Source organism: Aurantibacter sp., assembly GCF_042094015.1.
Lineage (GTDB): Bacteria > Bacteroidota > Bacteroidia > Flavobacteriales > Flavobacteriaceae > Aurantibacter.
The window spans coordinates 62777-87671 of record NZ_JBELDZ010000001.1 but is presented as its reverse complement, the minus strand read 5'-3'; the positions used below and the strand labels follow the sequence as shown (position 1 = coordinate 87671).

Sequence of the window (24895 nt, the reverse complement as noted above, 5' to 3'; positions counted from 1 at the left end):
GGAAACTTTAAAAACATTAAAAGTTTCCTTTGTATATTTGCATAGTATATGAAAGATAAAATTATAATAAAATCTACAGAACTGTTTTTAAATCTTGGATTTAAAAGCGTTACAATGGACGATATAGCTAACGAAATGGGTATATCTAAAAAAACCATTTATGTATATTTTAAAAACAAAACGAAGTTAGTAGAAGCGGCAACTTTTCATCTTTTCGATGTTATTTGCGGTGGAATTGATTGCATTTTTAATAAATCTTCTAATCCAATTGAAGAGCTATACGACATAAAAATGTTTGTTATGCAACATTTAAAAAACGAAAAAACATCGCCACAACACCAACTTAAAAAGTATTATTTCGAAATTCATGAAATGCTTCGTAAAAAGCAGTTTGAAAAAATGCATGATTCTATAAGTAAAAGCTTAAGACATGGAAAAGAAACGGGTGTTTTTAGAGCTAGTATAAATGTTGATTTTATTTCACGAATGTATTTTAATGGAATGACAGGTATAAAAGATCAAACTATTTTTCCAGCAGACAAATATTCTGTCTCTGATTTAATGGAAGACTATTTAGAATATCATTTAAGAGCTATTGTAACCGAAAAAGGAATGAAAACTTTAAATAAATTTATTAAAAACCAATCTGAAAATAATGACTAAACATTTCATTTTGTGCGCTCTATTTATTAGTGTGTCTGTAATTGGGCAAACTAATACTCCAGAATCTTTAAGCTTACAGGAAGCTATAGATTACGCACTCAAATCTAACCGAACTGCCATCAACTCAGCTCATGATGTTGATGCTGCTATACAGCAAAAAAAAGAAACAATCCGTGGAGGATTTCCTCAAATTTCAGGACAAATAGACTATATTAATAATATAAGACAGCAGTTTGACCCAGTTGATTTTAATGGTGATGGGATTCCTGAATTTGGAGCACAGCATCAAATGAATGCATCTGCATCATTAAATCAAATGATTTTTGATGGCTCTTATATTGTTGGACTACAATCAGCAAAAGTATTTTTGCAAATTAGTAAAAATGCTAAAACTAAAACCGATTTACAAGTTAGAGAAGCAGTTATTAATGCGTATGGAAATGTACTTTTAGCAGAAGAAAGTTTAAAAATATTAAACAGTAATATTGGAGTTTTAGAAAAAAATGTATTCGATATCACTAAAATTTTCGAGAATGGGTTTGAAGAGGAAGAAAGCGTAGAGCAATTAAAAATAACTTTATCTGGAGTTAAAAACAATTTAAATAAAACAAAAAGACTTCAAAAAATTGCTTACCAAATGCTTAATCTAAATTTAGGAATAGAGTTAGATCAAAAAATACTATTAACAGATAACTTAAAGTCTTTAACAGAGAAAAATATTTTTATTGAAGCATTAACTTTAGACGATGTTAAGAATACTATAGATTTTAAAATTGCCGAAAATGATAAAGTGTCAAAAGAATTATTAGTTAAGCTAGAACGTAGTAGGAATCTACCAACCATTGGTGCTTTTCTAAATGGTGGCTATTTAGCAAACAGAGAAACTTTTGATTTTTCAAATTCTGATAAAAAATGGATTGGAACTTCTTCTTTTGGAGCAAGTATTAAAATACCTCTTTTTAGTTCTGGTCAACATGGCGCAAGAACGCAACGTGCAAAAATCAACCTTGAAAAAGCAGAACTTAATGTAACAGAAACAGAACAACGCATAAAGTTACAATTAGCATCCGCAAAATCAGATTATGAATTTGCTGTAGAAGATTTTAAAAACAAAACAGAGAATCTAACTTTAGCAAAACGTATAGAAGCTAAAAATCAGACGAAATTTTTTGAAGGCGTTTCTACAAGTTTCGATTTAAGACAAGCTCAAACACAACTTTACAGTTCACAACAAGACTATTTACAAGCTATGCTTAATGTATTAAATGCAAAAGCAAAATTAGATACAATCACAAACCAAACCACAACTTTTTAAAACAATATTTATGAAATCTATATTATCAATAACATTTTTAAGCATAATGCTTTTATCTTGTGAAAATAAAGAAAACACTACATCCTTAGAAAGTATTTTAAGTTCTGGTGAGACAGAGCAAATTAACGCTAAAAGAATAGACTTAGTGGCTCAACAACAAATCTTGGCTCAGCAAATAAAACAAATAGACACAAAACTTTCAGAATTAAATCCTGATAAAAATGTGCCTTTAATCACTTCATTTATAACTAAAAAAGAAGCGTTTAATCATTTTTTAGAGTTACAAGGAAACGTTACAACTAAACAAAATTTAGTATTAACACCAGAAATGCCTGGGATCTTAACACAAGTTTTAGTTTTGGAAGGGCAAAAGGTTTCTAAAGGACAATTATTAGCTACTGTAGACGATGGAGGATTAGCACAACAACGCGCACAATTACAAATACAAACAGATTTAGCAAAAACCACTTACGAACGTCAAAAACGTTTATGGGATCAAAAAATTGGTAGCGAAATTCAGTTTCTTCAAACTAAATCTAATTACCAATCACAACAAGAATTGTTAAATCAAATTAATCGTCAATTAGCTAAAACTAGAATTACAGCACCGTTTTCTGGAGTGGTAGACGATGTAATTACAGAACAAGGAAATGTAGTTGCTGCAGGACAATCTCAAATTATTAGATTAGTAAATTTAAGCGATATGTATATTGAGGTAGATGTTCCAGAACGCTATTTAAAACAAGTATCTAAAGATTCTAAAGTAGAAGTAGAATTTCCTGTTTTAGGGGAAAAAGTAGACACTAAAGTAAGGCAAACAGGAAGCTTTATTAACCCTGCAAACAGAACTTTTAAAGTAGAAATTGGTTTGCCAAAAACTAAAAATATAATAAAGCCAAATTTAACAGCTAAACTTAAAATTAACGATTACTCTAATAATTCAGCTTTATTAATTCCACAAAGTATTATTTCAGAAAATGCTTCTGGAGAACAATATATTTATATTTTAAAAGATAAAGCTAACGGTAAGGCGACAGCTAAACAGGTTATTATAACAACTGGAGAAACTCAAGGCGATGTAATAGAAGTAATTTCTGGTTTAAATGATAATGATGAGATTATAAACGAAGGTGCTCGTAGTGTAAAAGACGGACAAGTAGTTAGAGTGATGAAATAAGTTAAAATGTTTATATGATGATATGTTTAATTGAAAATATCAAACGAGCAAATCAGCACATAGACCAATAAACATTTAAAGAAAATGACTAATAAAAAACAAAAAAATACCGACAAAGATTTTTTCCTATCATCTTGGGCAATTCGCAACAAGACGACTATTTATATGATGATTTCTTTAATACTAATTTTAGGTTCATCTGCCTATTTTAGTATGCCAAGAGAAAGTTTTCCAGAGATTAAAGAAACTAAAATTTATATTAGTTCTTTATTTCCTGGAAATACAGCAGAAGATATTGAAAAGCTAATAACCAAGCCTTTAGAAGATAAATTAAAAACAATTACTGGTAAGGTTAAAATAACATCTACATCACAAGAAGATTACTCTATGATTATTGTAGAGTTTGATGAGAGTTTAAGTATCGACCAAGCTAAAACAAAAGTAAAAGACGAAATTGATAGCGAAACTTCTAGCGAAGATTGGCCAACTTTTAATGGGGCAAAAGTAGAACCTAATGTTTTTGAGTTGAGTATGTCTGAAGAAATGCCAATTCTTAATATTAATATTTCTGGAGATTATCCAATATCCAAATTAAAAGAATTTGGAGAATATTTAGAAGATGGTATTGAAGACTTAGACGAAATCAAGAAAGTAGATATTCGTGGTGCTCAAGAAAAAGAAGTTGAAGTTGCTGTAGATATCTATAAAATGATGGCTTCTAAGGTAAGTTTTGATGATATTATTAATACTATAAGTCGTGGTAACATGACAATGTCTGCTGGTAATTTTATATCAAGTGGACAAAGAAGAACCATTAGAATTATAGGTGAAATAGATAGCCCTGAAGACCTTAATAATTTTGTCGTTAAATCTGAAAAAGGAAATTCTATCTACTTAAAAGATGTTGCCAACATTACATTTTCAGAAAAAGACATAACTACATTTGCTCGAGAGTTTGGAGAAGCTGTAGTAATGCTTGATGTAAAAAAACGAGCTGGAAAGAATATGGTTGCAGCAGCAGAGCAAGTACAAGAAATTGTTGCGAATGCTAAAGCAAACGTATTCCCATCTAACCTAAAAGTAACCATAGCAAACGATCAATCCTCAAAAACCATAGGACAAGTAGATGATTTGGTTAATAATATCATCTTTGGAATTATATTAGTTGTAACTGTTTTAATGTTCTTTTTAGGGTTCAAAAATGCTCTGTTTGTAGGTTTTGCAATACCTATGTCTATGTTTATGTCTTTAATGATTTTAAACTATTTGGGTTATACTATGAATACAATGATTCTATTTGGATTAATTATGGGATTAGGAATGTTGGTAGATAATGGAATTGTAGTCGTGGAAAATGTCTACCGTTTAATGGAAGAAGAAGGCTTAAGTAGAATTGATGCTGCTAAAAAAGGAATTGGAGAAATTGCATTTCCAATTATTATTTCTACCGCAACAACTGTAGCTGCTTTTATCCCTTTAGGTATGTGGCCAGGTGTAATGGGGGAATTTATGGTGTATTTTCCAATTACATTATCTGTCGTTTTAGGTTCTTCTCTATTTGTAGCAATATTCTTTAACTCAGTTTTAGTTTCTCAGTTTATGACTACTGAAGATAAAGATATGCCACTAAAACAAATTATTACAATTTCTTCAATTGTTGGAGGGATTGGATTACTAATTATGTTATTTGGTGGAGCTTATAGAGGTTTAGGATCTATAATGATTTTTACAGCTATTATGTTATGGGTTTATAGATTAGTTATTCGTAAAATGGCAAATCGTTTCCAAACAAAAACTTTAGTGAGTCTAGAAAATTTTTACGAACGTGTTTTAAAAATTGCTCTACGTGGTTATCGTCCGTTTGGTTTAAGTTTTGGGTCTTTTATTTTATTAATTTTCACAATGATAGCTTTTGTTATTTCTTGTAATGAGGAGCGAACCAAAATTGAATTTTTCCCAGATAACAAGCCAAATCAAATCATAGTTTATATCGAATATCCGCAAGGAACAGATATTGAAAAAACGAATTCAATTACAAAAGAAATTGAAACAAAAGTTTATAGTGTTATCAATAGTTCTGAATATATTAAAGATGGCGAAAATTTCTTAGTAGAAAGTGCTGTTTCTCAAGTTGGTGAAGGCGCAGGAAATCCTCAAACCGATGGTGGTTCTGCTGCCGAAATGCCTCATAAAGGAAAAATTACCGCTTCAATGCGCGAGTATAAATTCAGAAATGGAAAGGACTCTGAAGTTTTAAGACAAAAGGTTCAAGAAGCTTTAGTAGGAATCTATCCTGGTGTTTTAATTTCTGTAGAGAAAGACGCTAATGGTCCGCCAGCTGGAGCACCAATTAATATTGAAATTCAAGGTGAAGATTATAATGAGTTAATTAATCTTGCTGAGGAAATGCGCGAGTTTATTAATAGCAAAAATATTGCCGCTATAGATGAATTAAAGATTGATGTAAATAAAGATAAGCCTGCAATGCAAGTTGTAGTAGACAGAAAAAAAGCAGGAGAACTAGGCGTAAGTACTGGCCAAGTAGGACAACAATTACGTAACTCTATCTTTGGAGCAAAAGCAGGGATTTATAAAGAAAATGGCGATGATTTTGACATCTATGTTCGTTTTAACGAAGAGAATCGCTATAACAAAAGTGCTATTTTTAATCAAAAAATAACCTTTAGAGATATGGCTTCTGGTCAAGTAAAAGAAATTCCTGTGTCTTCTGTAGCGTCGCAAAAAAACAACTCCGGATTTAGTGCTATTAAGCACAAAGAAGGAAAACGTGTTGTTGCAGTTTATTCTGCTCTAGCACCAGGATATACAGATGCTGCTGCTGCTGTAGCACAGATTGAAAAAGAAATGGCTGAGTTTGGAGATTTACCTAAAGGTGTAAAATTTAATTACACAGGTCAAATAGAAGAACAAAATAAACAAATGGAATTCTTAATGGGAGCATTTTTCACAGGTTTAGGATTGATTTTCTTAATTTTAATTTTTCAATTTAATTCAATTTCAAAACCTACAATTATTATGATTGCCATATTTCTTAGTCTAATAGGTGTATTTGGTGGAATTGTAATTTCAGGAGCGCCATTTGTTATTATGATGACAATGATGGGAATCATATCACTCGCCGGAATTGTAGTTAATAATGGTGTGGTATTATTAGATTATGCACAATTATTAATAGATCGAAGAAAAAATACCTTAGGTTTATCTGAAAACACTTTTTTACCAAAAGACGAATTATTGGCTCAAATTATTCAATCTGGAAAAGCACGTTTACGACCTGTTTTACTAACAGCAATTACAACCATTTTAGGTTTAATTCCTTTAGCTATTGGTTTAAATATAGATTTCTTTTCATTATTTAGTTCATTCGATCCTAAAATTTATTTTGGAGGAGATAATGTTATTTTCTGGGGTCCATTAGCATGGACAGTAATTTACGGGTTATTTATTGCTACATTTTTGACACTAATTGTAGTACCAGCATTATTTTACTTATCTGTAAGATTAAAAATGTGGTTAAAAAGAAACGCTCAAAGAGATACCAAAAAATTAGAATTTGAAAATTTAGGAAATGAACCTATGCTAGACTAGATATCAGATATAATCAAGAGCCTTAATTTTTACAATTAAGGCTCTTTTTTTTGATAACAACCTAAACTAAAAATGATAAAAAGCATTTTCTAAATGCTCAATGTCAAAACCTACATTAGATTTTGTTATTGCAATAATATCAAATCTAACTTCGAGATCTAAGTCGTTTTCAATAACATATTCGTTAACAGCTTTAACTAAATTCTGAATTTGTTTTGGTTTTACAAAATCTTCTGGATTTCCAAATACATTTGTAGAACGCGTTTTAACCTCTACAATCGCTAGAACTTCTTTTTTACTGGCAATAATATCAACTTCAGCTTTATTAAATCGGTAATTGCGTTCTCTAATAGTATAACCGTTTTTAATTAAAAAATCGATTGCTAATTTTTCGCCTTGTTTACCTAATTCGTTGTGTTTTGCCATAATTCATGGGCAGGCAGGAATCTTATCCTGCTAGAGTTTTAATTATTATTCAAAAATGACTTTAGATCCAGAACTACTAACCTTCAATTCAATTTCAGCACCAAAAATTAAAGCACGATTATCAGGTTCGTGTCCTGCTTTCATATTAAAAGCTACGGGGAAGTTATAATCTGCAACGACATCTAAAATAATTTGCTGTACTGGTTTACCAAACTTAGTAGTGTTTTTCTTCACCTTACTCATATCGCCAATAATTAAACCTGCGCAATCTTTAAAATAACCAGCGCGTTTTAAACTTTGCAGCATACGATCAATACTATAAGCATATTCACCAATTTCTTCAATAAAAAGAATCTTTCCTTTCGTGGCTAAACTAGTTTTAGAACCTAGCATACTTGTTAAAATGGCTAAATTTCCACCAACTAATTGTCCTTTAACTTCGCCTATTCTATTATATTTTGACGATTCTAAAGTGTAACTTAAATTTTCGCCAAATAAGGATTTCTTAAATGTTGTTACCGATTCTGGATTCTCTTTTAATTCGTCTGTAACACTTGTACACATAATTGCGTGTATAGATTGGAATCCTAACACATTCATTTGATTATGAAAAGCGGTAATATCAGAATAACCAATAATCCATTTTGGACTATTTTTAAATTGTGTATAATCTAACAAATCTAAAACTCTAACAGAACCATAACCGCCACGAGCAGACCAAATTGCTTTAATATTAGGATTATCTAAAGCAGATTGAAAATCTTCGCAACGTTCTTCATCTGTTCCTGCAAAATGTCCACCATTATTAAATACATTTTTTCCAACTACAGCATTAAGTCCCCATTTTTTTAATAAGCTAACTGCATCTCTAATTTCTTGAGTTCTATTTTTTAGAATTCCTGCTGGAGCAACAATAGCAACTGTATCGCCTGCTTTTAAAAATGGTGGTTGTATCAATGCTTTAGAATTTAAATTTTTAGCTAATTGCTGTGCATTTACAGAGAAACTTCCGAAGAAAAAAAACACGCACAAACAACTTACAATTAAGGCTTTTTTACTCATAATGTAAATGTACATTTTTTTTCTAAATCGGTAGTAAAATGCTTACTTTTGTGGCTTAAATAGATAATTTTTCATCTTCTCGAGCATTATTGAAATCAAAAATATATTTTGATTGAAGATACAAACGCAGTTCTCGAGAGATTAAAATCAAGGTCTCGACTGCGCAGATCTGACACAGTTTTCAAAATTATGAGTACACCAAAAAAATACACCATTACAGCCGCATTACCTTACACAAACGGACCAATCCACATTGGACATTTAGCTGGTGTTTACGTACCTGCAGATATTTATGCACGTTACAAACGTTTAACTGGAAACGATGTCGCTTTTATTTGTGGTAGTGATGAGCATGGTGTACCAATTACAATTAAAGCTAAAAACGAAGGTGTTTCGCCTCAAGACATTGTAGATAAATACCATAAAATCATTAAAGATTCTTTTGTGGATTTTGGAATTTCTTTAGATAATTACTCACGTACATCTTCTAAAATACACCACGAAACTGCAACTGAATTTTTCAACGAATTATACAATAAAGGTGAATTTATTGAAGAAACCACAGAACAATTATATGATGCTGAAGCTAATCAGTTTTTAGCAGATCGTTTTATTATTGGAACATGTCCAAAATGTGGTAACGAGGAAAGTTATGGCGACCAATGTGAAAAATGTGGAACAAGCCATAATGCTACAGATTTAATTAATCCTAAATCGGCAATAACTGGAAACGTACCAAGTTTAAAAGAAACAAAACACTGGTTTTTACCTTTAGATAAGCATGAAGCGTTTTTAAAAGAATGGATTTTAAAAGATCATAAAAAAGATTGGAAACCTAATGTTTACGGTCAATGTAAATCTTGGATAGACGATGGATTACGTCCTAGAGCTGTAACTAGAGATTTAGATTGGGGAATTCCTGTACCAGTTCCTGGCGGCGAAGGAAAAGTACTTTACGTTTGGTTTGATGCGCCAATTGGCTACATCTCTGCAACCAAAGAATGGGCAAAACAAGAAGGCAAAAACTGGGAAGACTACTGGAAAAAAGACGACACTAAATTGGTTCACTTTATTGGAAAAGACAATATTGTGTTTCACTGTATTATTTTTCCTGCTATGTTAAAAGCAGAAGGTTCTTATATCTTACCAGATAATGTACCTGCAAATGAGTTTTTAAATCTTGAAGGTCAGAAACTATCGACCTCTAAAAATTGGGCTGTTTGGCTACCAGATTATTTACAGGATTTTCCAAACCAGCAAGATGTTTTACGTTATACATTAACCGCAAACGCTCCAGAAAGTAAGGATAATGATTTTACTTGGAAAGATTTCCAGGCAAGAAACAACAACGAATTAGTAGCCATTTTTGGGAATTTTATTAATCGTGTGGTTGTTTTAACTAATAAATATTATAATGGTGTTGTTCCTGAACCAAATGAATTTTCTGATATAGACACAGAAACATTAAACACTTTAAAAGCATATCCATCTGTTATAGAAAGCTCTTTAGAACGTTACCGTTTTAGAGAAGCAAGTAAAGAGTTAATGAATGTTGCTAGACTTGGAAACAAGTATTTAGCAGACGAAGAACCTTGGAAATTAATTAAAGTAGACGAAGAAAGAACAAAAACTATCATGTTTGTTGCTTTACAAATAGCATCTGGTTTAGCAACACTTTGTGAGCCATTTTTACCGTTTACTTCTACTAAATTAAAAAACATTCTTTGTCACTCAACACTTGATAAAGAAATAACTTGGAATGAAATTTTAACTCAAGATGTATTATTGCCAGCTAATCATACTATTGGAAAAGGTGAGTTATTATTTGCTAAAATTGAAGACGAGCAAATTCAACTACAATTAAATAAATTAGAAGCTAGTAAAAAAGCTAACGAAGCAGCTAACAAAAAAGCAGAACCTCAAAAAGAGACGATTGCTTTTGATGATTTTACAAAATTAGACTTACGTGTTGGAACTATTATTGAAGCCGAAAAAATGCCAAAAGCTAAAAAATTATTAGTTTTAAAAGTAGATACAGGAATCGACATTAGAACCATAGTTTCCGGAATAGCAGAAAGTTTTAAACCAGAAGACATTATTGGAAAACAAGTTACTGTTTTAGTCAACTTAGCGCCAAGAGCTTTACGTGGCGTAGAAAGTGAAGGAATGATTTTAATGACCGAAAACGCAGAAGGCGATTTAGTTTTTGTTAACCCAGATAAAACTGGTGTTATGAATGGATTACCTATTAGTTAGAAAATTAAAAAACACTATACTCAAAGACCTTAATTAATTTTAAGGTCTTTTTATTTTAAAACTACATCACAATTTAACAATTCGCTTCACTTCTACTACATCAGTCTCATTAATAACTTTCATTAAATACACTCCTTTTTTTAATTCCGAAACATCTAATCTGTTTATGGCTTTATTTACTTTAATAAAAAGTGTTGTTTTTCCAAATGAGTTTATAAATTCTACAGATTGTAAACGCACATTTCCAATAACGTACAAATAGGTTTCTACAGGATTTGGATAACTTTTAAATAAAGTAGATTTACCTTTTAAGTTACTAACACTTAAACTATCATTTTTTAAATTATTTTGATCAAATATTTCTTGAGAAAATGATATATTACAAATCATTAAAGGCAAAAAAACAAAGTAGGTCATTTTCATAAGTCTTTATTTTAAATTCATAGATTAGGGATAACTATAACGTTAAAAAAGATTATAAAATTACTCGTTTTTTAAAATAAATAGGATGCAGCAAGAATTACAATACATTATATCGCAAACACAGATTTCGGAATCTTCAGTAAAAAACACTATTAAATTATTAAACGAAGATTGCACTATTCCGTTTATATCTAGATATAGAAAAGAAACTACAGGTAATTTAGATGAAGTTGAAATTGGTGATATTGTTAAATACAAAGACCTATTTGAAGCCTTACAAAAAAGAAAAAAAGCCATATTAAAAGCGTTACAAGAACAAGAAGTTTTAACAATAGAACTTAGTAATAAAGTTGAAGATTGTAAAGACATTACAACACTTGAAGATTTTTATTTACCCTATAAAAAAAGCAGAAAAACAAAAGCAGAAACCGCTCGAAAAAAAGGATTAGAACCTTTGGCTAAAATTATAATGAGCCAAAACGCTAACAATATTGAAAGCATTGCTTACAAATACGTTAAAGACAATGTAAATTCTCTAGAAGATGCTTTAGAAGGCGCAAGACATATTATTACTGAATGGATTAACGAACGTACAGACATTAGAAATGGCTTACGTGGACAAATAGAAAGGCATGCGCAAATTGTTACCAAAGTGGTTAAATCTAAAAAAGAGGAAGATTCTGCACAGAAATTTCGCAACTATTTTGATTGGTCTGAATCTTTACAACGTATTCCATCGCATAGATTATTAGCCATTTTAAGAGCCGAAAATGAAGGATTTATAAAATTGAAAATTGAAGTTGACAAAGACTTTGCTTTAAGTAAAATTGAACAACGCATCATAAAATCTAATAATGCTTGTGCAGAACAAATAGAACTAGCTATTAAAGATGCTTTTAAGCGTTTATTATTTCCGTCTTTAAGTAATGAAGCGTTACAGAATTCTAAAGACAAAGCAGATGAAGCTGCTATTAGCATTTTTGCTAAAAACCTAAAGCAATTACTATTAGGATCGCCTTTAGGAGAAAAACGTGTATTAGCTTTAGATCCTGGATTTAAAAGCGGTTGTAAATTGGTTTGTTTAGACGAAAAAGGCGATCTAAAACACAACGAAACTATTTATCCGCACGCACCACAAAATGATAGTATTAGTGCAATAAAAAAAATAAGTAATCTTGCAGAAGCTTATAAAATAGATGCTATAGCTATTGGAAATGGAACTGCTTCTAGAGAAACCGAAGCATTAATTAAAAAAATACATTTTAAAAACGACATACAAGTTTTTGTAGTTAGCGAAGCTGGCGCAAGTATTTATTCAGCAAGTAAAACTGCTCGAGAAGAATTTCCAGATTACGATGTAACAGTTCGTGGATCTGTTTCTATTGGAAGACGTTTACAAGATCCATTAGCAGAATTGGTTAAAATAGATGCTAAATCTATTGGTGTTGGACAATACCAACATGATGTAGACCAAAACAAACTACAGAGACAATTAGACTTAGTCGTTGAAAATTGTGTAAATTCTGTTGGTGTAAATATTAATACCGCAAGTAAAAGTCTATTAAGTTACGTGTCTGGAATTGGGCCAAAATTAGCTGAGAACATTTGCAATTACAGAACAGAAATTGGCGGATTTAAAAGTAGGGCAGACATAAAAAAAGTAGCTCGTTTAGGCAGAAAAGCATTCGAGCAAAGCGCTGGTTTTTTACGAATTAAAAAAGCCAAAAATCCTTTAGACGATTCATCTGTTCATCCAGAACGTTATGCTTTAATAAAGCAAATGGCAAAAGATGTCAAAATATCAATTGAAGAATTAATTGGAAATCCGGAAGCTTTAGATAAAATTATTCTAAAAAATTACATCTCAGAAGATGTTGGTATTTTAACTTTAGAAGATATTATTTCGGAATTAAAAAAACCTGGATTAGATATTAGAGAACAAGCTAAAGTCTTCACTTTTAATCAGAATATTAAAACTATAAACGATGTATCTTCTGGTCAATTATTACCAGGAATTGTTAATAATATAACCGCTTTTGGTTGTTTTGTAGATATTGGAATTAAAGAAAGCGGCTTAATTCACGTATCAAATTTATCGGATAGTTTTGTAAAAGATGTGAATGAACACGTTAGTTTACATCAGCAAATTATAGTTAATGTTTTAGAAGTAGATGTAACTCGTAAACGTATTCAATTAAAACTGGAAAAGTAGAAATCTCTAAAATTTTACTTTTATATTTAATTTTACCGATCTATTTACTAAACAAAAAAAGCCCAAAACAGATGTTTTGAGCTTTTTTTGTTTTATATAGGAAGTACTTATTTTTGAGGTCCGCCACTTACTATCTTAAATTCTGAACGACGATTAGTTTGTCGTTCTTCATCTGTACATTTTCTACCGCAGTCAACCTTTGGTTCTGTTTCTCCAAATCCTTGTCCTGTAATACGTTCTTTAGCAATTCCTTTAGATATTACATATTGAACAGTACTCTGTGCTCTACGTTCAGACAACTTCATGTTATAAGCATCTTTACCTTTGTAATCCGTATGAGATTTTGCAAAAATAACCATATCAGGGTATTTAGTCATAATTGCAACTAATTTATCTAATTCAAATGCAGCTTGTTCATGTATGTTAGATTTATCAAAATCGAATAAAATAGGATTTAAAACCACTTCGTCTTCAATAATTAACTTCTCTATTGGTTGTAATGTAACTTGTACTTTATCTTCAGATTCTTTTGTTGTTACATAAGACATAGTATTACTTTCGTAATCTGTTTTTGCTGCTGACAAAGTTAAATCAGTTTCACAGAATGTTTTGTAAGTAACTGTTCCATCTTCTTTAGTAGTTTCTTTTAATACTACATTTCCTTCTGCATCTGTTATTACAATATCTGCTCCTGATATAGGATTATTAGTTTCTTTATCTACAACAGTTGCAAATACCTCTGTATAACAAGGTTTAATACGTGCTATTTTATAAATATCGTCGTTTCCTTTTCCTCCTTCACGATTAGATGATACAAAACCTTCCTCAGATTCTTCATTTATAGTAAATGCTAAATCATCTGCTACAGAATTTATAGGTTGACCTAAATTTTTAATTGCGCCATCTTTAAATTCGAATACATCTAATCCACCTAATCCTAAATGTCCTGTAGATGAAAAATAGAGTGTATTATTAGAACTCATATATGGGAAACCTTCATTTCCTGCTGTATTTACTTTTTCTCCTAAATTTTCTGGTTCTCCAAAAGTTCCGTCTGTATTTACACTTATTTTATATAAATCATACATTCCAAATCCGTTTGGCATATTAGACGCAAAATATAAGATCGTACCATCTGAACTTAAACTTGGATCTCTTAAAGAGTATGTGTTGTTATTAAATGGTAATTCTTCGGCTTTATTCCAGCTATCTCCGTTTTTTGTAACTTTATATAAATAGTGAACACTAAATTTTGTTTTATCGCCTTCTAATTTCTCTGACTCACCTTCATAAAAGCTTTCTCTTGAAAAATACATTGTTTCTCCATCTGGACTAAATGTTACTAATCCTTCATGGTGTTTTGTGTTTACAGCTCCATTTACTGTTCCGGCTTCACCTTCACCAGTTGTTGAAACTTGGTATACATCTAAAAAAGACTCTTCTGTTCTTTTGTAAGTTTTTCTAGATGTATTTCTTGCTGATGCAAAGTATAACATCTCGTTATTTACTGTTCCTCCAAAATCTGAAAATTCAGAATTAAAAGATGCGCTTTCTAAATCGTATTGTGGCTTTGCTTTTAATAACTTAGGTAAATAATCGTTATTTTCCTTAAACGCTATTGCTCTATCGTCTTTTGGACTTATATCTGCGAACTTTTGCATTTGTGCGTTAGAAGCGTCTTGTTTTCCGTTTGCTTTTAGCATTTGAGCATAATTATAAATCATCTCTGAATCATTACTATCTGTTAATGCTTTTGAATACCAACGTTCTGCTTCTTCCGTATTGTAAACATTAAAATTAGCTTCAGCTAACCTTCCGTATACATAAGTGTCTGCTTCTCCTTTTTCAACTAGCTTATTGTAGGCGCTTATTGCATCTACATACTGTAACTTCTTAAATAAATTATCTGCTTTTTCTGTGTTTTTGTTTTGTGCTATTCCGCTAAAACCAACTAACAATAAAGCTATGATGGTGATTTTTATATTCTTCATCTGATGTTTTCTTTAGATTTATACTTTGTTACTTTTTGTTAATTAAAAATAACGTGGTGAACGTGAAACTTTACTTGGGATATTAATATCAAAATTGATAAATATCTCGTGAGATGAACTCGTTACAATGTTTAAATCGGATTGAATTGCATCATAAGCGTATCCTATTCTTAAACTTGGTGACACCATAAAATTAATCATTCCACTAAAAGAATCATCTAGTCTATATCCTGCACCAACTTCTACTAGATCATACATAAATAAATTCAAATTCACATCAAAACTTAATGGCGCATCAAACGCAAATTTAGCCATTGTATGCGGCTTTAATTTAAAGTTTTCTGACAAGTCAAAAACATATCCTGCTGCACCAAATAAATGATTAGTTTCACTTCCTATTTTAGTTCCGTTTGCATCTAAATGCACTGAGTTTAAAATATTAGGTATTGAGGCTGAAATATAGTACTTGTTTGGCTTATAAAAATAAACTCCTGCTCCAATGTTTGGTGTAACTTCATCTACATTTTGTGAGAAAAAAACATCACCAGAGTCTACAACATCTAAACCTTGCAAGCCTATTTTATGAAATGTAGCTCCTGCTTTTAATCCAAAAGCTAGTTTTGTTGATTCGCTTGTTGGTATTGTGTATGAGAAATCTATATATGCGTTAGTTTCTTCTACCGGTCCTATTTCATCACTAATAAATGATAACCCCAAACCTACGCGTTCTCCTACTGGAGAATGTATAGATAATGTACCTGTACTTGGCGCACCTTCTAAACCGACCCATTGACTTCTGTATAATGCTCCAATAGAAGTGGTTCCTGTAGATCCAGCATAAGCGGGATTTACAATATTCATATTATACATATATTGCGTGTATTGCGGATCTTGTTGTGCTTGCACTGCCAATCCTGCCAATAATAAAATGATAACTAATTGTAGTTTTTTCATCTGTGTTAATTGTATTTATTCTTTTGTTTTTATTAATCTTATCTATTGATATAAACCCAAGAAGCCTTAGTATTACCATCTACATATTTAGCAATAAAGTAATATGTCCCTACAGGTAATTCGTCTCCATTTTTAGATTGTCCATACCATTGATCTGTGTAACCATCACTTTTAATATAAACCTGTGTTCCATTTCTATTGAAAATCTCTAAAGACTGAACATCAAAACTAGATAGGTCGAAATTATCATTTAAACCATCGTTATTAGGAGAAATACCTTGTGGGAAAACACAATTAACCAATTCGACAACAGTAATAGCTTCTATTGAAGAACAACTAGTTGTTAAATTAGTAACTTCAATTTCATAATTACCTGCTTCTAAAACCGTTGGTAAATCTAAACCTGATTGACCAATAATCTCAGAACCTTCAAAATACCATTTTATATCTACTTCAGACAAATTATAATTTTCGGCAATTGCAGTAATTGTAATTGGATTGGTAGCATTTGGACAAACCTCATAAGATTGAGATAAGTCAAATGAACTTGTAGGAGTTATAAAACTAGAAACATCAAATTGTGTTGTAGAAAAACATCCAGTAATATTATCTTCACCTCTAACGTAGATTGTTTCCGCGGTATTTGTTTGGTAATTTGTAGGTAATGCAATTGGAGAAGTTTCAGTCTCTGCATTTGATAATGAATTATAATACGTTAATGTAATACCTGTTAAAGACCCTAAAATTTCTACTTCTAATATAGTTAAATCAAAATCTAAAATGTTACCTACACTACAAACTTGTAGTCCATTTATTGGTGTCTGTAAATTAACTGCTCCAAAAACCGTAAATGTTTGCGTAGTTGTTGATCCACAAATATCTGTAGGATTAACTGCATATTCTATAGTATAAGATGTTCCAGAGACTCCATTTGTAACCTCACCGGTTAAAGAGTCAATTACCGCTCCATCGGTTGGCACAGGATTAAAGGCAAAAAAGCCACCAGTATCACCGTCTATAACAACTGTTGCTCCATCACAATTTGGTGTAATAGTGAAACTAGAATCATCACTAATTAATGGATCAGGTGATATAGTTACAGTATCTGTAACAGTAACATTCCCACCAGTACATTGAGAATATGTTATAGAAGCTGTATAAGATGTAGCTTCTGTTGGATTTACTGTTATTGTTTCTGTATTACCAATAAATATTCCATTGTCATACCATTCAAAAACATAATCTGGAGTAGTACTTACACCAGGTGAAAAACGGTAAGATTCTGGAGCACTTGGGTCCACATCCCAAACACCAGTGTTTCTACCTGGAGGCGTAAATGCAATGTCTGAAGCTGGGTTTTGAACACCAATAACTGCTCTACCACCATTCCATCCTAAACAAGAAGGTTTTTCAAAGATGTTTATATCAATATTATTTGAGCTTTCATATAAAATAATTTGCATTGTAGATTGTAAATCATTACAACTAAATTGACATACTTCAGAAAAATTAATTAGAAATTGTCTACTAGGAGCAGTACCTAAAACAGAATAATTAACATCTCCACACACTGAAGGATCAATATCATGTAATCCAGCAAAAATATTAGGTTCTGACAAAGCAGCATCTGTGTTATTTGGTAAAGGATCTGAAAAACCCCAATCATTATAGCCACCAGCTAATGATGTATCAAAAGAAGCAACACCATTAGAACCAATTACTATTTGGTTATATACGCCACCAAAAAAACAAAAATCGAATTCTAAATCAACTACCTCAGACCAAGTATCATCAATATCCAAACTGGTTGGAGTTCCACCTGTTGTTGGAGGAGTTGGACAAGTCGATAAGGCATTAATTTCGTATACATTAAAATCTTGACCCGTTACTTGAAAAGAAGCTGTTAAATCAACTGAATTATTATTACAATCAAAAGTAGCGTCTGGACCAGCAAATATCATAGAACATTCGTTTGGTGGTATAGGACAGGTAGATTTCAAAACATCACTTGTTACTATACAGTTTATATCATCAGTACTTATTTCTATTACTACATCTAAATCAAATGCATATGGTCCAAAATTAAATAACCCTGGAGCTGTAGGCAATTGTCCTGGACTACCTTGATTATCTACAATTTGTATAAAAGAAGCAGACCCTATATCTGTTAAATCAACTTCAACATAAAAAACTGGCGCATCTGGATTTGAACAATCATCAACAGCTGTAAAAGTAGCAATTGGTGGCTGACACGTTAAACAATTTACGGATACCTCAATTTCGGTTTCACTACCTGAATCACAAGATACAGAGCCATCAGAATCAAAAGTAAAAGAAATTGAATCTCCTGAAGAAGTAAAAGATAAACCTGTTAAATCTCCATCAATTAAACCAGACAAATCACTTCCATCAGAATCATTAATAATTATAGTATCCCATCCTGCCTCAACAGAACCAGCATCAAATACTAATTGAAGTGGGAATCCTGTAGTTGAAGTAAAAGTTACTGTTTCGGTACTATTACTTGTATAACAATAATTAAATACTTGTGTACCAGCACTACAATCAACATTAAAATTTGTTTGCGAAAAACCACTAATTATCCCTAAAAAGAGTACGCACAAAAATGTAAAATTCTTCATTTTTTTATAATTGTGTTAAATTTAATTTATCTAAAGTAATAATATTTAAAAATCAACATAATGTTTTAATATTATAATAGACTAAGTGTTTCTTTGTGTCGATTAAAAACACATTAAAAAGTATTATTCATAAAACTATAGACTCTGAAGAAATAACGAGCCCAATAAAAAAGCTAATATTGGTAAACAAAAAACCAATATAACATTTTGTTCTATTTTTTTACTTTTATTGTATTTAGCGTTCATAACCTTTCTAGATTGACCACTATAACTCATCCAATTTGAGAAATGAATGACTATTGCTATAATTACAAAAAAGGTAATTGCTTTTGATTGAGACATTAAATCTAAATTCATTTGATTTGAAAATGCAGCAACAAATGTACCTGCTAAAAACACTAAACTTATTTGTAAAATAGATATATAAATTAGGGCAATGCTATTAGCCTTGAGTTTATATTTTGGTTTGTATTTATTAAATACAAAAAGATATAATTGATTGAAAATTGTCATAGGCTAAAAATAAAAAACCCGCTAGAATAAACTAGCGGGTTTTTAAAATTATTTTATTTTTTAGTTACCTGTTATAACTAAATTATCTAAATGATATCTAGTTGTAGCACTAGGGTCTGAACCAGTATAAACAAATGCAAAGTTTACAGAACCATCCAAACAAGATATGTTTATTGGATCAATAGTTTCAAAACCACCAAATCCACTTGAAGGACCAGCTTGAATATTTGCATCTAATTGCGTCCAAGTTGCAGTAGTAACATCTCCTGAGAAATCAGTTGATGCATAAACAGAAATTATAATTCCATTAGCAAAAGCTGCTTCTAAATCAAAACTTAACTCTTCTCCTGTAGTCGTATCCATATCAATATCTGGAGTTACTAACCAAACCTCAGCTGCACTTTCACCTGAGCTAAAAGCTGAAATTCTAGAATAATTGTTACCACTAAAAGAACTTATAAACCAATCAACGCTTCCGCCATCTACATTTGTCATTGTCCAACCTTCAGCTGCATAACCACCAAATCCTTCAAAGTTTTCAGAATAAAGAGTAGATCCTCCACCACTAACACCAGTACATTCTAAAACAACTGGATCACATCTATTTGGGTCATTAAAATCAATATCTGTAACTGCATTTACTATTAACACACTAAAATCGTCTCCAAAATCTCTAGTATAAACTCCAGAAATTGTCCCTTTTCCCGACGGTAATTGCGCTCCGTTAAAATCTGCAAACGTACTAGTTTGTAATAATAATGATGCATTAGTATCACAGTTAGTTATTGTTCTAAACCCATCAAATTCATCTGTAGCTTCTCCAGCATAAGTTAAGTCTTTTTGTGCTTTCACTATTTGAGAATTACTTAATTGGATATATGTACTTTCATCTAAATCAGTTAAGTCTTCAATTGCAACCATTTTAGGCTCTATAACAACTGTCTCTGGGTCTCTAATTATAAAGTCAGAAACTAAAGATTCTTCAATTTGTTCTAAACTATTTCCTTCAGATTTACCTAAAACATAAACACCATTATCTTCAGATATTGCTAAACCATTTAATTTAATATAAACTTTACGTCCAAAGTTATAAATTCCTCCTAAGTCGTTAGCATTTATATCGATTTTCAAACCTCTTCTTACATCTCCTGAAGGATCAGTCCCATCTATAGAATTTTGAATAACAATTTCTTCATAAAAATTCCCAGATCCATCATCAGAAACCACATAACCTACAGCATATAATGGACCATCGTTTTCAACAGAAAAAACACCTACTTGTTCTCCATTTACAACTGCTGTGTTATAACGAGCAATTATATTAGAAAATGATGTTTCTAAACCAAGAGAAGATACATCTACTGGTGCAATAGTTAAGTTTGGTGTTGTGTAATCGTCGTCCTCAACACATGAGTTTATGAATAGCATAGAAACAATTCCGAATCCAAGTGCTAAAATTTTGTTTGTTTTAATCATAATACTTTTTTTTAAAATTTCTTAAAAGGATAAACCTCTTTAAAAAATCGTTTATAAATATAATTTTTCTTTTTTGTTATTTAAAATCTTACGTAGCAATTTAAGAAATAATTTGCTCCTCTTCCAAAGAAATACTTTGGAGCAAAGACTCTTGAAGGCGTAGAGTTATCTTCTAGCAAGTCTGTGTATGTTGACTTTCTACCTTGTTCAAAACCACCAGTTTTATATTGCTGATCTAATACATTTCCTATACTTGCAAAAAATCCAATGTATTTATCTCCAACTTTCCAAGATTTTCCACCAACTAAATTGATTACCATATAGTCTTCAATTTTTTCTTGACGTAATAATTCTCTAGCTATATCAGCATCATAATCACTGTATGTAACACCATCTATTGGGTCTTGAGTGAAATATTCTGAACGTGCTAATGGGCTAATGTCTACATAGGTGTTAGAGAAAAAGTTTGCTGTTGCTCCAAACCACCAATATTTTGGGTCTCTGTATTCAAAACCAACTGAATAAGCTCGCTGTGGTCCACCTGCAACTTTATAGTTTTTAATAGATGTTTGATAAATTTCATTTACAGCACTACCAGCATCTGCTCTATCATTAAAATCTTCTGAAGTTGATGTTAAATACACAAACGGATTATTATCATAAGTATATTGACCAACTGAAGCAGCTCCTTTTAATTTAATGGTTGGAGTAACTTGTGCTTCTATACCTAACTCTGCTCCAATATGTCTTTTATCTACACCCGCAAGTGTTTCTTGAATAAAACCTGCTGTAGAAGCACTTTGCGTGAAGAAGAATGATACTTCGTTAGCATCTTCTATTTTAGTATAAAAACCTGTTAAGCGTGCTTTAACAATTGAAGATCTAAAAATATAACTTGCGTCAAAAGATTTAATTTTTTCCTCTGTTAATTCAACACCTTCAAAATTTTCTCCTCTAGTAACACCAACATAATCTTGGCTCTCTCTAGAGTTTGTATATGTATTTCTTAGATTAGGTGCTTGTGCAACATAACCACCATTTACATCGAATAAATGCTTTCCAGAAACTTTATAAGTAAATCCAGCTTTAGCACCAAATCCAGTGAAATCTAGTTTCTTTCCTTTTCCCGATGAGTTATCTAAAGTTCCAGTAACTAGACCAGTAGTTTCGTCAACAATATCAAATTGTTGGTTTCCATTTTTAAATAAACCTTCTCTTTGATATTGTGTTTTTGTAATATTACCTGCAAGAAAAAAGTCAAATTTATTATACTTAAATTGTGCTTGAGCAAAACCACCTATTTCCTCGGCATATAAATTAAAATTATATCTAAACTTATCTCCTTCATTTGCTATTTGTCCTGGGTTAAGTAAATCGAAATCTACTTGACTAAATGCATCTACATTAGCTACTCCTACATTACTTCCTAACAAATCTATAACTTCTGCAAAATTCTCAGATTTTAATTTTCTATAATTCAAACCAGCATTTAATAATATGTTCTCGTTAATTTCTGTAGAAAAAACCGAGTTAAAAGATAATGTTTTGTCATCCGTTCTGTCTTCATATAATAAATATGCAGCTGATGGATTCCCATTAACGTCATTATTGTCATTAATATTAGCTTGAAAAAGATCATTCCAATTAATCTGACCATTATTAATGAATTCTTGCTCTGCTAAATAAGCAGCAGCATAATTTGGTCCATCATCATCTATTTGAGACAGGTGATAGCTTGGTAGGTTTTGGTAGTATGCTGGACTAGGGTTTGCTCCTCCAGGAAAATCTAAACGACTATTCCCTACCTTACCAAATTGATACCCTAAAGTTGTATTTAAACTGGTTTTAGAGTTGATATCCCAATAATGACTTAATTGCAAAATTGGCTCTTCAACTTCTTTAACACGAGAGTTTTTCTTCTTACCGTCTAAATCTCCCCAATATTCATTATACTTAATACCTTTTAAATCAGCAACCTCTTGCGTAAGCGGAGACGATTTACCTCTTCTATTAGGTGCGTAAATTGAGGTGAAATTAAGGCTATGTTTATCATTAATTTTTTTCTCTATAGACGCAAAAAATGAATTAGCATCATACAAAGTCGCGTCTTGAAAACCTTCGTCTCCCCAACGCCTTCCAGCCATAATAGTATAAGCCCAACCATCTTCCATTAAACCAGAAGAATATTTAGCCATTAATCTATTTGAATAACTTCTGTTTGAAGAAGAGTATGTTATTTGTCCTCCTTCTCTGTAAGCAGAAGCTCTTGTAGAAATATTTGTAGATCCTAAAACACCACCAAAAGTATAAGCTGAAGCATGAAGGTTTGTAGCCAGTTCTTGATTACGAACAACATCATTTAATCCTCCCCAATTTCCCCATTGTGGTCTTCCTGTGTCAAATTTATTCATTTCAATACCATTAATCATAACAGTTGCGTTATCAGAATCTAATCCTCTTACTCTAAAGAAAGAAGAACTAAATTCAAAAGCAGCAGTTCTTTGAAAAACGTCCATTGAAGAAGACAGTAAACCAGATATATTATCTGAACCACTATCATCATCATTTAAGTCTTCTTCCGAAAGCGTTACGGTAAATAAGTCTTGTTGATCACTAATGTCTATATCTAAAGACATATCTGTAATATTTAACTCTTTGCCTTCATTCACAACAATTGGATAGCGTTTTGCAACATAACCATCTTTAGAAAGAACTAAAGTTTGTTCGCCTAATTCTGGTGTTGGAGTAAAAACAAACTCACCTAAACCATTCGTTGTAGTTTCTTGTTTAGTTTCTTCAATTTTTACGATTACGTTTTCAAGTGGTTCTCCTGTAACTCCATCTACAACACTACCTTTTACAATAGTTTGTTGAGCTAATGCTACAGACATTGAGAATATTCCAAACAAAAACGTTGTTAGAATTTTTTTCATTTTTTGTTAATCTTAAAATTTAATTTTTACGAGTTAATCTATTTTTTACTTTTCATTTCAATTATTAAATAATTGTTACTAAAGCGGCACAAATTTACATTATTTATAATTAATAACTACTTTTGGCAAACAATTTGTAAATAACATAACATTAACATAACACTAACATTTAATGAAACATTTAGTAAAATTATGCTTAATCCTTAGTATTACTGGGATATTTACTATGCATGCACAGGAAAAAAAGAAATTTAAATTGCACACAGTTGCGTTTTATAATCTTGAAAATTTATTTGACACCATAAATGATCCTGAGAAAAACGATGAAGCTAGCCCAATGATGGAACTAAATACAAATCGTTCGGAAATTTATAAGAAAAAAGTAAAAAATATGGCACGCGTTTTATCAGACATCGGAAAAGATATGTCTAACAATACGCCTGCTGTAATTGGTGTTGTGGAAATTGAAAACGTAGAAGTTCTAGAAGATGTTGTGAATGACTCTTTACTTTTAAACAAAGATTATGGCATTATACATTATGATTCTCCTGATCGAAGAGGTATTGATGTAGGTTTATTATATCAAAAACGCCTATTCCAACCTACATCTCATAGCACACATACATTAATGTTATATGATGATCAATCTAGAGAACGTATTTATACACGTGATCAATTATTAGTTTCTGGAAAGCTAGATGGAGAAGAAATGCATTTTATTGTTAATCACTGGCCATCGAGACGTGGTGGAGAAGCAAGAAGTAGATCTAAAAGAGTTGCTGCCGCAAAACTAAACAAACGCTTAATAGACTCTTTACAAGCTATAAATCCTTATGCTAAAATTATTACTATGGGAGATTTAAATGATAATCCTAATAATGCTAGTGTTAAAGATGTTTTAAAAGCAGAGCGTAAAATTGAAAATGTAAAGTTTAAAGGTATTTATAATCCAATGATAGATTTCTTTAAAAAGGGACTTGGTTCTAATGCATACAGAGATAGCTGGAGTTTGTTTGATCAAATTATGATGACACAACCTTTTGTAGAAAAAGATTACAAATCTTTCCAATTCTATAAAGCAGGAATTTTTAATAAAAATTATTTAGTTAATAAAAAAGGACGCTGGAAAGGTTATCCTTTACGTAGTTTCGCTAATGGTAGTTTTACAGATGGATTTTCAGATCACTTTCCTGTCTATATCCATTTAATAAAAGAAGTGGAATAATTTTTCACATAAATTAAC

The 24895-nt window shown here is 31.2% G+C and carries 16 protein-coding genes; 7 read left to right on the top strand and 9 right to left on the bottom strand.

The window, feature by feature from the left end; translation table 11 throughout:
- The first annotated feature begins 48 nt into the window (after positions 1 to 48).
- The 4 genes from ACFDSN_RS00345 to ACFDSN_RS00330 all read left to right on the top strand — a co-directional run bounded on the left by ACFDSN_RS00345 (position 49) and on the right by ACFDSN_RS00330 (position 6764).
- Positions 49 to 663, top strand: coding sequence for a TetR/AcrR family transcriptional regulator (locus tag ACFDSN_RS00345; RefSeq protein WP_375237824.1), 615 nt, complete (start codon positions 49 to 51; stop codon positions 661 to 663).
- A complete protein-coding gene (locus ACFDSN_RS00340; RefSeq protein ID WP_375237823.1) occupies positions 656 to 1978 on the top strand; it encodes a TolC family protein in 1323 nt (440 codons plus the stop codon). The genes ACFDSN_RS00345 and ACFDSN_RS00340 overlap by 8 nt, the downstream gene beginning before the upstream one ends.
- A gap of 10 nt (positions 1979 to 1988) precedes the next feature.
- Positions 1989 to 3155 carry an efflux RND transporter periplasmic adaptor subunit gene (locus tag ACFDSN_RS00335; protein WP_375237822.1) on the top strand — a complete coding sequence of 389 codons (1167 nt, stop codon included), beginning with the start codon at positions 1989 to 1991 and terminating at the stop codon, positions 3153 to 3155.
- An 84-nt stretch (positions 3156 to 3239) separates the two neighbouring features.
- Positions 3240 to 6764, top strand: a complete 3525-nt coding sequence (locus ACFDSN_RS00330) for an efflux RND transporter permease subunit (protein WP_375237821.1) — start codon at positions 3240 to 3242, stop codon at positions 6762 to 6764.
- A gap of 66 nt (positions 6765 to 6830) precedes the next feature.
- Here the strand turns inward: ACFDSN_RS00330 and ACFDSN_RS00325 are convergent, their stop codons facing one another.
- Together ACFDSN_RS00325 and ACFDSN_RS00320 are read right to left on the bottom strand one after the other, a co-directional pair.
- Positions 6831 to 7190, bottom strand: a complete 360-nt coding sequence (locus ACFDSN_RS00325; RefSeq protein ID WP_375237820.1) for a YraN family protein — start codon at positions 7188 to 7190, stop codon at positions 6831 to 6833.
- Positions 7191 to 7235: 45 nt separating this feature from the next.
- The gene (locus ACFDSN_RS00320; RefSeq protein WP_375237819.1) at positions 7236 to 8252 is read right to left on the bottom strand and encodes an LD-carboxypeptidase; all 1017 of its coding nucleotides are present in this window, start codon (positions 8250 to 8252) and stop codon (positions 7236 to 7238) included.
- A gap of 189 nt (positions 8253 to 8441) precedes the next feature.
- Here ACFDSN_RS00320 and metG point away from each other — a divergent pair, with 189 nt between their 5' ends.
- Entirely contained in the window at positions 8442 to 10508 is a 2067-nt protein-coding gene (gene metG / locus ACFDSN_RS00315; RefSeq protein WP_375237818.1) for a methionine--tRNA ligase, read from the top strand.
- 66 nt (positions 10509 to 10574) lie between these two features.
- On the opposite strand, the gene ACFDSN_RS00310 is transcribed toward metG, so the two are convergent.
- Complete coding sequence (locus ACFDSN_RS00310) at positions 10575 to 10931, bottom strand: T9SS type A sorting domain-containing protein (RefSeq protein WP_375237817.1); 357 nt, start codon at positions 10929 to 10931, stop codon at positions 10575 to 10577.
- Positions 10932 to 11016: 85 nt separating this feature from the next.
- On the opposite strand from ACFDSN_RS00310, the gene ACFDSN_RS00305 reads away from it, so the two are divergent.
- Positions 11017 to 13143: a Tex family protein gene (locus ACFDSN_RS00305; protein WP_375237816.1), complete on the top strand. Its 2127-nt coding sequence runs from the start codon at positions 11017 to 11019 to the stop codon at positions 13141 to 13143.
- A gap of 107 nt (positions 13144 to 13250) precedes the next feature.
- On the opposite strand, the gene ACFDSN_RS00300 is transcribed toward ACFDSN_RS00305, so the two are convergent.
- From ACFDSN_RS00300 to ACFDSN_RS00275, 6 genes are all read right to left on the bottom strand, one after another.
- The gene (locus tag ACFDSN_RS00300; protein WP_375237815.1) at positions 13251 to 15134 is read right to left on the bottom strand and encodes an OmpA family protein; all 1884 of its coding nucleotides are present in this window, start codon (positions 15132 to 15134) and stop codon (positions 13251 to 13253) included.
- A gap of 42 nt (positions 15135 to 15176) precedes the next feature.
- On the bottom strand, positions 15177 to 16088 hold the full coding sequence (locus tag ACFDSN_RS00295) for a type IX secretion system membrane protein PorP/SprF (RefSeq protein ID WP_375237814.1): 912 nt from the start codon (positions 16086 to 16088) through the stop codon (positions 15177 to 15179).
- A 38-nt stretch (positions 16089 to 16126) separates the two neighbouring features.
- On the bottom strand, positions 16127 to 18730 hold the full coding sequence (locus tag ACFDSN_RS00290; protein WP_375237813.1) for a gliding motility-associated C-terminal domain-containing protein: 2604 nt from the start codon (positions 18728 to 18730) through the stop codon (positions 16127 to 16129).
- A gap of 135 nt (positions 18731 to 18865) precedes the next feature.
- Positions 18866 to 19243: a hypothetical protein gene (locus ACFDSN_RS00285; protein ID WP_375237812.1), complete on the bottom strand. Its 378-nt coding sequence runs from the start codon at positions 19241 to 19243 to the stop codon at positions 18866 to 18868.
- Between the two features lie 60 nt (positions 19244 to 19303).
- Entirely contained in the window at positions 19304 to 20719 is a 1416-nt protein-coding gene (locus tag ACFDSN_RS00280) for a DUF5689 domain-containing protein (RefSeq protein ID WP_375237811.1), read from the bottom strand.
- Positions 20720 to 20799: 80 nt separating this feature from the next.
- The gene (locus ACFDSN_RS00275; protein WP_375237810.1) at positions 20800 to 23652 is read right to left on the bottom strand and encodes a carboxypeptidase regulatory-like domain-containing protein; all 2853 of its coding nucleotides are present in this window, start codon (positions 23650 to 23652) and stop codon (positions 20800 to 20802) included.
- A gap of 172 nt (positions 23653 to 23824) precedes the next feature.
- On the opposite strand from ACFDSN_RS00275, the gene ACFDSN_RS00270 reads away from it, so the two are divergent.
- A complete protein-coding gene (locus ACFDSN_RS00270) occupies positions 23825 to 24877 on the top strand; it encodes an endonuclease/exonuclease/phosphatase family protein (RefSeq protein ID WP_375237809.1) in 1053 nt (350 codons plus the stop codon).
- Positions 24878 to 24895: the final 18 nt, after the last annotated feature.